Source organism: Nostoc sp. (assembly GCF_036917535.1).
GTDB lineage: Bacteria > Cyanobacteriota > Cyanobacteriia > Cyanobacteriales > Nostocaceae > Nostoc.
In genome coordinates, this window is record NZ_JBALDA010000014.1 from 13,580 (window position 1) to 25,474 (window position 11,895).

9 protein-coding genes are annotated in these 11,895 nt (G+C 39.4%); 7 read left to right on the plus strand and 2 right to left on the minus strand.

Annotated elements, in window-relative coordinates:
* Positions 1–43: 43 nt before the first annotated feature.
* Entirely contained in the window at positions 44–517 is a 474-nt protein-coding gene (locus tag V7K56_RS03780; protein ID WP_334907748.1) for an anthrone oxygenase family protein, read from the plus strand.
* A 587-nt stretch (positions 518–1,104) separates the two neighbouring features.
* Here the strand turns inward: V7K56_RS03780 and V7K56_RS03785 are convergent.
* Positions 1,105–1,797, minus strand: a complete 693-nt coding sequence (locus tag V7K56_RS03785; protein ID WP_334907750.1) for a cadmium resistance transporter — start codon at positions 1,795–1,797, stop codon at positions 1,105–1,107.
* Between the two features lie 129 nt (positions 1,798–1,926).
* Between V7K56_RS03785 and V7K56_RS03790 the strand changes: the two genes are divergently transcribed.
* A complete protein-coding gene (locus tag V7K56_RS03790; protein WP_334907752.1) occupies positions 1,927–2,577 on the plus strand; it encodes a cadmium resistance transporter in 651 nt (216 codons plus the stop codon).
* Positions 2,578–2,818: 241 nt separating this feature from the next.
* Here the strand turns inward: V7K56_RS03790 and V7K56_RS03795 are convergent, their stop codons facing one another.
* A complete protein-coding gene (locus V7K56_RS03795) occupies positions 2,819–3,616 on the minus strand; it encodes a sulfite exporter TauE/SafE family protein (protein ID WP_334907754.1) in 798 nt (265 codons plus the stop codon).
* A 587-nt stretch (positions 3,617–4,203) separates the two neighbouring features.
* On the opposite strand from V7K56_RS03795, the gene V7K56_RS03800 reads away from it, so the two are divergent.
* The 5 genes from V7K56_RS03800 to V7K56_RS03820 all read left to right on the plus strand — a co-directional run bounded on the left by V7K56_RS03800 (position 4,204) and on the right by V7K56_RS03820 (position 10,992).
* The gene (locus tag V7K56_RS03800; RefSeq protein ID WP_334907755.1) at positions 4,204–4,791 is read left to right on the plus strand and encodes a TetR/AcrR family transcriptional regulator; all 588 of its coding nucleotides are present in this window, start codon (positions 4,204–4,206) and stop codon (positions 4,789–4,791) included.
* 41 nt (positions 4,792–4,832) lie between these two features.
* Positions 4,833–5,276 (plus strand): acyl-CoA thioesterase, encoded by a 444-nt coding sequence (locus V7K56_RS03805; RefSeq protein ID WP_334907757.1) that lies wholly within the window; start codon positions 4,833–4,835, stop codon positions 5,274–5,276.
* Positions 5,277–6,370: 1,094 nt separating this feature from the next.
* The gene (locus V7K56_RS03810; RefSeq protein WP_334907759.1) at positions 6,371–7,204 is read left to right on the plus strand and encodes a phytoene/squalene synthase family protein; all 834 of its coding nucleotides are present in this window, start codon (positions 6,371–6,373) and stop codon (positions 7,202–7,204) included.
* Between the two features lie 454 nt (positions 7,205–7,658).
* Entirely contained in the window at positions 7,659–9,251 is a 1,593-nt protein-coding gene (locus tag V7K56_RS03815) for a serine/threonine-protein kinase (RefSeq protein ID WP_334907763.1), read from the plus strand.
* Positions 9,252–10,236: 985 nt separating this feature from the next.
* Positions 10,237–10,992, plus strand: a complete 756-nt coding sequence (locus V7K56_RS03820; protein WP_334907765.1) for an FHA domain-containing protein — start codon at positions 10,237–10,239, stop codon at positions 10,990–10,992.
* Positions 10,993–11,895: the final 903 nt, after the last annotated feature.

Here is an 11,895-nt window from a genome sequence, read left to right on the forward strand (position 1 = left end):
CCTCTGCCTTTTTATGCAACAACGCCCTTAGGAGGTATAGGTGATGGAGATTGCACTCATTATTCGTCTAACTGTGTTGATGCTGGCAGCATTGGCTACTGGTGGGCTGATGGTTAATTGGATCGGTTTAGCGCGTGCGATGGCTCGCCTCTCCTCTGCTTCCAGGTACACAGAGCTTCACCAAGCAACAAATCAGACATTCGATCCTTATATGCCGATCATCGCTGTCGGCGCGCTCTTAGGCGGGATTCTATTATTGGCGCTTTCCCCCGGAATTGACTCAGCGTCAGGTCAATTTGCCTTGGCAGGTACTTTCTGCTATGCAGCAGTCATGTCCATCGCACTGCTGACAAACGTGCGGATCAATAAGCAAATCGAAGAATGGTCAGTGCAAACTCCACCTGATAACTGGACTGAGATTCGCGCGCGCTGGATCAAGTTCCATATTCTACGAACATTGTTTTCCATTCCGGCTCTTGCGAACTATATTACATCAATTCTTCTCAGTGTGAGGTAATGATTCAGTAGTGTCGAGCAAAGCCGGAGACGCTCCGCCTTTGATCTGAGTAACCCCATAGCGAAACGGGGGGATTGAAGTAAGGACGTATTATTTCTTGTGGCACTTTCCGCTTGAAATAAATATTTATTTCTTCTTCCATACTTAAAAGTAGGGGCTTCAAACCTTCTGTACTGAGTGCGATTATTACTTTTTGACTCAGCACTGTTTTGGTGAGGGGCTAGAGATATAAGCCCATAGATCTCAGGTTGCTGTCGGATAACAATTTATAGCAATGGACAGGGAGCTTAGGACAGCAATAAAATCACATAGTATCCTGTTGAAGGCGCGTTTCCCACGAACTGTCCTAACGGCTTTGGCGACTGCTATATTTGTCGTGTTATCAAATTAATGTCGTTAAACTTTTAAATTGATGTAGTTTTTATTCCAGCTATGTTGTAGCACTTTAGATTCCTTAAAAGTAACGGCGAAAACTGTTGCAGAATACGATATAGTGCTGTGTGTTGGAGACACCAATGAGTCTTGATTATGGCAGTATTGTGGCTAAAAAAGAAGGTTACGGCCCAATTGGCAAAGCAGGCAATGGTTTAATATTCATCGGTACTTTCATCTTTTTTCACCAAAATAATCAAACAGACACCACTAGCAGCTAGCTTTATTGGACTTAAAGCTTCACTTTTTAATACAATAAAAGCGCCTAATCCGATAAGAACAAAAGGCACAAGATTATTAACGTAGTGAGTAAATACTTCAGCTATAACTCTGTTGTTAATTAATTTATATGCGGCGTAGCACCAAATTCCTAACAATATAAAAAATAATCCGATAATTACCAAAAAACTCTCTAAATTGCAGCTAGCAAATAAAGGTATATAAACACTAATATTATCGCTACCACTGGCAATTGTAACAGCAGCCACACTATAAGTTTGGGGAGAAAAAAAGCTAGGAATTGTTGATATTTCAGCTTCTTGTGTGGCAGCTACAACTTCTTTTGATGAATCTTCTTCCTGATTGACTAAGCTACTGATACCTATAGACATTGGTAGTAAACCAAGTAATCCAATCCAGTTTTTTGATAAAACTAATCCACCAAATAAACCCGAAAGACTAAGAATTAACAGAACTGTAAAACCGAGAAACTGACCAGAAACTATATGCCGAGGGCGAAAGTTAGTATTTATTTGAGAAAAAAACAACAATAGAATAACAATATCATCAATGTTAGTGGCAATGAACGCAATTGCCCCTGTAGTAATTTCAGTAACTAACTCGCTCATATTTGACAGTAGTTTTCAGGTATTTAGACTACGACTGAGATGATAAATGGGTAGTGAGGATTGGTGTAGTTCAATTACTTGAAAGGTTAATTTGGTATGGTGGTAAATCGGAGATTCTAAAAATCCAGCATGAGTCAGCTAGGGACAGCCTTCAGTCAAGGGATAATTGCCTTCATTGCCACTAACATAGATGACATCATTATCTTGTTAATATTTTTTTCACAGGTAGATGTTAATTTTCGACGGCAGCATATCTTACTCGGTCAATATCTGGGTTTTGCAGCCATTATCATCGCTAGCTTACCAGGATTTTTTGGTGGATTGGTTGTACAGCGAGAATGGATAGGATTGCTAGGACTGCTACCAATAGCAATTGGAATTCAACAATTACTATTTAGAAAAGAAGAAACTATAACAGTTCAGACAGTCAGTAGTGATTTTAGAGAGTCTACACCTACTAACCCGGTATTGTCTTTTATTTTGAGTATTTTGCAACCCCAAACCTATAAAGTCGCAGCAGTAACGATCGCTAATGGTGGTGACAATATTAGTATATATATTCCCTTATTCGCTGGTCATGACCTTGCCAGCTTAGGAGTAATTCTAAGTATATTTTTTGTCATGATAGGAGTTTGGTGTGCGATCGCTTATTTTTTAAGCCGTCAACCTACCATTGCTGATATTTTAAGTCGCTACGGTAAAGCTGTTGTACCTTTTGTGTTAATTGGCTTGGGTCTATTCATTATGTATGAGCGAGGTACATTCACTCTACTACCTTGAGTGACAAGTTGATCAACATTGGATTTTCAATCCTGGATTTCGTGGGATTGAACCTCGCTGTTTGCCTTTGATGTCACTTGCACTCCCAAAACACTGCTAAATGTCGCTAATTCTTGTTTTCCTACGAATACTGGAACGAACGGAGGGATAGATTTAGCCGCACCTAATCTCAGTGTCGTCTTTTTGGAGAATGAGTGAGCAGCGAAAAATTTTTATAACCAAACTCTATTACCGAGTTTTGTCAAACCTGATGAACTAATTTCCAACTTACCATCATCAAAATGGTATAAATGATAAACCGTAGTGGGCGTTGCGGAGCTACCTGACAGATTTTAGCACCTAGTAACACCCCAGGCACAGAGCCTAGCCATATAGGCAGTACCAAACTCCAATCAACTGTTCCCAGGCTCAGATGACCAAGGGCTGTAAACAACAGTAAAATCGCTGCGTGTGAAATATCTGTACCCACTAACTTCCGGGCATTAAGGCGGAAAAATCCAATTAGCACTAGGGCAAACATTGAACCTGAGGAGACGCTAGTTAGACCAACCAAACAGCCTAAAATTGCTCCCAAAGTAATTGTCATAAATCGACCAAAGTTAGTTTCTAAGTCTAACTTTGGCAGTTCGGGTAAATTAAGTTTAGGGAAAAAAGTCAACAACAACAATTGCACTAGTGCTAACAATGTGACTAGCAAAATCATCCCGCCAAGCAAACGCAGCAAGATATTATCCAGGTTATACTCACCTGTACGTTTAATAAAGTGCAAAATCCCCACTCCAAACAGTGAGCCTGGAACACTCCCAAATGCCAGCCATTTGACAACTTCTGTGTCAAGGGTTTTTTGTTCCCAATGCTTGACGCTACCAACAATTTTCATCAAGGTGGCGGCCACAACATCAGAACTCACAGCGATAGAAGGCGGAACCTGAAAAATAAAAATCAACATTGGGGTGATGAGAGACGCCCCACCAATTCCCGTTAAACCAACGATGATACCAACAAAAAAGCTTAAGAACGGTAGTAAGAAATAGTGCATACTCTTCGGGGGTTTCAACAATTAGTTATCAGTTATCAGAGTCCTGTTGAGTCTCCCACTTCTAAAGTGAGCAGCGTCGATAAGGATTGATTAAATCCCCAAACCAAGCCTTGATAACTTTTCACTGACTTAACTACGAGCAGCTAGAGAACAGCAACTCAGCCAAACTATAGCCCGGTGATAGACAGGGCTAGTTATGACAAGTTATTGTGTTTCTCAAGGATTTCTGGACAACTTAAAACCTGTGTGGAAGTTTTTGTAAGCATGACAACTGGCATTTAGCTCAAACAGACTTTGATAACTGCTTATTGGTCAGTCGCTCTGCTAAACTCAACTTCTAACTGGGTTTTTCTGCGGTTTTACATACAAAATCACGTAAGACGATGCACTTACCGTATTTTAATCGAAAGTATGATTAAACGTCCAGCGTATTCGCGTTATATTAGTTCTTTACTCAGTATTGAAAAAAGCTTGACTTGCAAGCAAGTATCATGCTAAGTTCAATCAAACCATTCGGTCGGTAATATTTTATTTACAGCTATTTTTAATTCAATAAACTCCTACTCCTTACTATCAAAATCGCTGTAATGTCCAAAGGTGAAGAAACAAAAACCAGAATTCTTCAGCAAGCAGCCGAACTGTTTAATCAACAGGGGTATGCAGGTTCATCGATGTCAGACATTATGCGTGTAACTGGATTGCAGAAAGGAGGAATTTACAATCACTTCCAAAGCAAAGATGATCTCGCACTACAGGCTTTTGATTTTGCGATCGCTCGCATTAAGCAGCATACTAGATTTGCATTACGAAGCAAATGCCACGCAGTAGAACGTCTGCAAGCAATCATTGTGGTGTTTAGTAGCTTCGCAGAAAATCCACCGATTAAGGGAGGGTGTCCACTGCTGAATACTGCTGTGGAAAGTGATGATGCTCATCCGGCGTTGCGAGAACGTGCTCAACAAGCGATGAACTCTTGGCTGCATCTAATTTGTCGAATTATTGAAAAAGGAATTGAAAAGGGTGAAATTCGCCCGGAAGTGAGTGCTGATGAAATCGCTACCATCATCATCGCAACGCTAGAAGGAGGCATAATGATCAGCAAGCTTTATGGGAATTCAATTCATATCCATAGGGTCATTAATCACCTGAATCAATACTTGGAAACTTCTCTTTAATTGAACAGACCGAGCAGTATGAAAAAATATTAAGAGAAATAATGCTAGTAAATAACAACTTACACAGACCATTAGAAGTAATATTAGCAATTCCTGTAAAAACATACGACATTGATTTTATGGGAATTGTAAGTAATATCGTGTATATCAGATGGTTAGAGGATTTACGTCTAAAGTTTTTAGATGAACATTGGCCGCTCAATCAACAAATTGAGCTAGGACATACACCGATTCTAGCTGGGACTGAAATTGAATATAAACGTCCGATAAAGATTATTGATCGGGTAATTGGACGTTTATGGCTGAGTAGTTTAGGACACTTAAAGTGGACTGTGCAAGCTGAAATTTTATCTAACAATGAGTTAGCAGCAATGGCTTGCCAGAAAGGTGGTTTTGTCAGTTTGCAAAATAATCGTCTGATTCCCATTCCAGAGGAGTTACAGAAAAAATATTTACACTATCAACAAGGAATTCAGAAAATTTAATCATTAGGAATAATTCAATATTTTTTTGAGTTTTTACAAACTGTTCGATTTGTTTGTAAACATAATCTCGACTATAATACCGATTCTTCATGAATACACGAAAAAACTCCACCGTCTGGGGCACCTCCCCTTGGTAAAAGCAGATTGGGAGGGGTCTCTAAAAACTTACTAATTTCTTGATGTTCTCCTTAATCCCCTGTCTGTAAGCGGGGCTAGCATGTACACAAGTCGAAAAAAGCTCGATTTACTATTTTTCTCATTCCCATGTAGAGTATGGGAACGAGGAAAACCTCATCAAGCTTAGGTTTTTAAGACTTGGGTGTGCAGCGTAGACAAGCAAGGAGGCCAGACGAAGTGTAGCTTAACGCTCTTTGGGGTTATTCGGGTTTAATAAGCAATCAAGCGGACATGATATGAGAGGTCAAATATTTATTTACAAATATTGTGTCGAGTGGGCAAACAGCCAACTTTTTTATTGTCAATCTCGTAAATATACGGGAACTTCTTGTTTTGAGTTTTGGTCACTTTATGTCACTTTGAACAGCAAGGCGGTTTTGACTCCAATTGATTAGGTATAGTCCAACTCAGGCATTGCAGCCTTATATGTCGTCCAATTTAACTGACCCTAACTCTTCGGTAAACCACTGTACCCATCCAAAGGTATATACAAATACTGTTATCCATTGTCAGCTTTTCCTGAATTGTCTTTATATATACAATAATTACACTTTGTTAGTCAGATTAACGCAGACTTAAAGCACTTTTAAATCGCGAAAATGGATGTTTGCTTATGGAAAAATTTCGTCATATCCAACCAAATATTACCATAATTCTTTATATATATACTAAAAGTTTATGAAAGCTATATCAAACGACACTTCAAACATTTTTGCACCCAAAAACCTCTATACTAGACTAGACTTTGATAAATTTGAGAGTTTTATTAATTGCAACACCAAAAACTATCAAATTTTAAATGAAATACTAGCGTATCTTATAGTCTATAGTTTTTAAGGTTTAGTCAAAACTATATCCAGTATCATCAAAAAACTGCAAACTTCATGTGGTGCAAAAATCAAGTGGGGAGTGAAAACATGAATTTACGTAGAGATGCATTGCAAATCCTCAAAGAAACTAGCCGAACTTTTTATATTCCAATTAGTCTTTTACCGCCAGGATTGCAAGAAGCAGTAGCATCAGCATATTTGTGTATGCGTGCCATTGATGAAATAGAAGATCATCCCGAACTAGATAACGCTACTAAAGCAAAGCTGTTAAGAACCATTAGCCTGACATTACAGGCGGGAGTTGATGGCTTTGCGGTAGATGCTTTCTTTGCAGGATTTAGTGGGTATGAGAATTCATTAGAAGAAGTCACTTTGAGGATTAGAGAATGGTCACTGCTAGCACCAGACACCATTGCACCTCGAATTTGGGATGCCACTGCTGCAATGGCAGACCGGATGGCTTATTGGGCAGAAAAAAACTGGAAAATTTATACAGAATCTGATTTAGATCGTTATACCTTTGGAGTTGCAGGTGCAGTGGGACTGTTACTTTCTGACTTGTGGACTTGGTATGATGGAACACAAACAAACCGTACCCAGGCGATTGGTTTTGGTCGTGGTTTACAAGCAGTCAATATCTTGCGTAACCATACTGAAGATTTAGGGCGTGGGGTAGAATTCTTCCCAGAGGGTTGGAGTGCAGAAAATATGCAAGAGTATGCCCGGCGCAATCTAGCTCTGGCAGAAGCTTATATTAAAGACCTTCCTACTGGGGGGCCAGCCTTAGATTTTTGTCAAATCCCCTTCACCTTGGCAAACGGCACTCTTGACGCCCTTGCTAATGGTAAAGAGAAACTCAGCCGCAGTGATGTTTTTGCACTTATCGAACAGCTGATTAGTGTGAACATGAAAGCTAGCTAATAATCTCTTAACGACTAATGGAGATGATTCTAAATTGCCTCCAAATTTGGGCATCCAAAATTCTACAGCGACTTTCTGTAGGGTAGCCAGTACGGTCTTGGGGTTTCCCCAAATATAGTAACTGGCGTTGGGCACTGCCCTCCAATACCTTTAAATACCAATTCTCCCATGCAAAAAACCAGATTAAAGCTGATTTCTTGAATAGGATAACAACACGATGCACGTCACAAGCCTTGAGAGAGAATTGGTAGAAAGTAGCATAAGCAGTATTTATCAATGTTAAGTATAATAAATAATCTTGTTTAGCGATCGCTTTAGGTAATCTCAGTTAAACTTTAGGAACTCTTCAAAGGATTTCCAGCAAAAATTACCTGGCAAGAGTTGATCAATGTCTAAATAATTGAAAGGGAGTATAACACTCCCCGTAATTATTCGTGCAGCGAGTTGAGAGTGCATGAGCTACTGTTTAAATCCTACTTGTTCCAATCCAGAAAATTTGGTATATAGCCAAAGGTGTCAGTTTTGTGGCTCGCAACTACTGTTGCGCGATCGCTATCAGGCGACCAAACCATTAGGTCAAGGTGGCTTTGGAGCGACCTTCCTAGCCAACGATCAAGGCTTACCAGGAGAACCGAGTTGTGTAATCAAACAATTACGCCCATCAGGAAGCGCCCCACACGTTTTGCAGATGGCCAGAGAACTCTTTGAACGAGAAGCCAAAACTCTAGGTAAGATTGGCAATCATCCCCAAGTACCAAGATTGTTAGACTATTTTGAAGATCGCGAGCAATTCTACTTAGTTCAAGAATATATCAGTGGTGATACCTTGCAAGAGGAGGTCAAACTTAATGGCATCTTGAGCGAAACTGGAGTTAAGCAATTTTTGAGCGAGATTTTGCCACTGTTGCAATACATACACGAGCAAAAGGTGATTCACCGTGATATTAAGCCAGCCAACTTAATCCGCCGCACCCAAGATGCCAGAATGGTACTCATCGACTTTGGTGCCGTCAAAAACCAAATTAGTCAAAGTGCGACAAGTCCATCAGGACAGACAGCATTAACTGCGTATGCTATTGGTACTCCTGGTTTTGCACCTCCAGAGCAAATGGCTATGCGTCCAGTCTACGCCAGTGATATTTATGCATTGGGGGTAACATGCATTTATTTACTGACTAGCAAAACTCCTAAAGATTTAGATTACAATCCCAATACTGGCGAGATGATGTGGGAGCAGCTTGTGCAAGTGAGCGATCACCTGGGCAATGTGTTACGAAAAATGTTAGAGGTGTCTGTACGTAATCGCTATCAGTCAGCGGCAGAAGTTCTCAGAGCATTGGAAATAGAACCATACTTAGATAGTTTAGCAAAGGGTTTGCTGATTAAATCTGATAATGGATCTAAAGAGCGAACACATAACCACCTGGAAAATTCTGCTGTTTTATGTAACAACCCTGCTACTAGTACTGGAGTGGCACAGGTCGCGGCTGCAATTCGTGCTAGACGAGCCAAGACAGCGGAAGCCGCAGGATTACACCAGGGTTCTGGGATGGCCAAATCAACGACTTTCACTAGCAACAGCAATGGTTCACAAGTTCAAAATTCTAAAGTTGGGCGGAAGTTAGATACCCAAGGTTTATTAACAGCTTATCTAAAGGGAAGACGGGATTTTGCCTTACACAATTTAAATTTACTGAATCTGCAAGGTGCTGATTTATCTCAAACAAATTTCCATTCTGCTCAATTGCAAAAAACCAATCTTCAGGGAGCTAATCTTCACAATAGTGACTTTGGCAGAGCCAGTCTGACTCGAGCAAATCTTAAAGATGCTAATTTGAGCAAAGCATACTTTAACCATGCTGATTTAGAAGGAGCAGACCTGCGAGGTGCAGACCTTAGCAATGCTTATCTCAGTAATGCTAACCTCCGAGGAGCTAATCTGTGTGGTGCTAATCTCACCAGTGCCAAAATTTCTGATGAGCAGCTAGCATTAGCAAAAACAAATTGGATGACCGTGCGTCCCAATGGGAAACGAGGCTTGTTGTGATTTTAAAGTGTGAACTACCCCAGCCTATAGGGACTTGCAACTAAAAAAATACCCATCGCTTTGGTAAGCAGGGGAAGCAGGGGGCGCTTTCTTAAGCAGGGGAGGAAGAATCTAAAGATCATCTTCGCTCACAAAATTGAATAATTTAATTTCTGGAAGTCTTATAGACGAATGGGGTTTCCCAATTCGTCGGGAATAGACTCTCTTGTCGCTGTACTTTATCCGAATATTCTCCTATATTAGATTCTAGATTATCCTGACGGATGAACCCTTTTTATTGAAATCAATTATTTGAGATTAGCAGAATAGCCTCAACTCTCTGCTTTTAAGCTCTCCATTATTATTAACAATTTTAAAAAGCTTATTTTCTAAGAATCACAAGGCCGAACTTTTCTCACATCTGGAAAAATTAGCCCTGATTTTTCTCGATAAAAACTTAGATTTATTCAGAATTGACCAAATATATATAATGTTTAAGTTGCTCGGTATTGAAGTTTAGACTAATTTTGCTTACCAAACCGCCAAACCCTTATCCAGAAAGGTTTTACTAATTTATAGGCTTATTTAGATTCCCAAGTTTAAAATGCTTGCTACATAAGGGCTGTAGCTTGAAAAATAAAATTTAGTCTAAACTCCAGTCGGTAGCTATCATGATCACGAATATTCAGAAATATCCAATTATCTAGTAAAAACACGTAGATATTTGTAAATTCTTCATGAAATCTTTATGATTTTGATCTGTTACAAAGAACAAATGATTATTTACAATAAACAATAAAGCATCATAATAATTTTATAAAAATATTTCCATGCTTTTGATGGTTATAAACAACAAGAAATCTCACAACCAAAATTTTTAAAATAAAATGATTCTAAAGCACCAAATTTTTCAGATGACAGCAAAAAGCAAAAAATCAATTATCCCTGATTGTAGGCTGGAGAAGTAGATCACAACCGAAATTAGGTAGTATAAGGTTTACGTATAATGACTGACTTTGCACAAACGGAAATAGAGCGCCGATTAACTTTATATCAAGTATTCCTCAAGTTGTATGAACATCACAGCAGCCTTCTAGATGAAATTCTTCAGCTAGAAAACCTATCTCAACCGTCATTGAGGAGAGTCAAGGCGAGTTACGTACATGGTGTAGTGGATAATACTGCTATTTATCTGATGACTAACTTGAGCGACAATCAGACTCAAAGTTTACGACAGCCACAACAAATCTGGACGATAGGTCGTAATCGCAACAGTGGTATTTACATTGCTGACAGTCATCTTTCTCGTCGCCACGCTGCTATTCAGCATATTGACGAGCAAGGCTTTTACTTAATTGATTTTAACAGTACCAATGGCTCGTTTGTGAATGGTAATCGTGCTCTTAGGCCGATCAAGCTCAAAGATGGCGATCGCATCCGTCTAGGAAATATGACTTTTGATTTTTTTGTGAATTATACCTACCGTGTTCTGCCAACTGTTGCGATGGATTTATTGATGCAGCTTGTGCATCGAAGGAATAATCATACAGTAGACATACTTACTTATTCGCAGAATAGACAAAAACCTCTAATTGAAAAACCAGATTCTAATTTAGAGGCTTTCAGAAATTTCGGAATAGTTGAGAAGCTTGAAAATTTTTATGACAACTTCAGTTCAGAACAGAAATCAGAAATTTTAGACCGCCTGTTTACCACACAAAGACCGTCTAATCCCAGCCAGCTAAAAAATTGGAACTTCTAGCAGTTTTCAATCGCTTCAGGAGTGCTGTTAGCGGTAGCATGACATTTAGTCTGTTAGTCTGTGCTGAGTAAGAAGGTAATACCAATTCAAAATTCAAAATTCAAAATTCAAAATTCAAAATTTAAAATTAAGAAAGCTATACAGAACAAAGGTATGTCCGTATGTATCTGTCGCATTCTTTTTTCAAATTAGTATAAGGTTTGCTGAGGCAGACAGGCAGACAAATAGTGAAAGTTAAAAGGGAACTCCTCAAAATATATAAAAAAAATTAAGAATGTGATTAAATATCATAGCAATCATTTTGGAGTGGCATCTCTAGCTCACAATAAAAAGAAAGCGATTCATTCAGGGATTGAGTGAGTAAGTTATGCTCTATCCTAACAACAGGAGGATACTCAAGGTCTACCAGCAGTAGCAACGCCTGATAGTGATGTACTCCAGTTATGTGGCTCACTGCTACGCGTCTACAGCAAAAAAACCCCCAGTCGGTGTTAACCTACTTGGGGAGTTAGTTATCAGGGTGCATCTACCAATTAAATGTTCTCAGGTTGAAGACCATACTCCGGATAAATTTGTACAAAGGTCAGTTATTAAAAAAAACCCCCAGTCGGTGTTAACCTACTAGAGGAGTGAGTTATCAGGGTGCATCTACCAATAATCTTTTCTAGAGGCAGCCAGTATCTTCCGGGAAAAATGAACTAAATGAGAAGCGATGTCTACAACGGGCTGTGACGCTTGTACCTCTATAGAGAAGCAAGCTACGCGTAGAATCTCTAAGAGCAAAAGACTCGCTAAGATTTCTCTAAAAGACGCATTTGCGATCGCTATTGGTAACGCAACTAGTAAAAAAAACTCCCAGTGGGTGTTAATCTATCAGGGGAGTAAGTTATCAGGGTCAGTTAT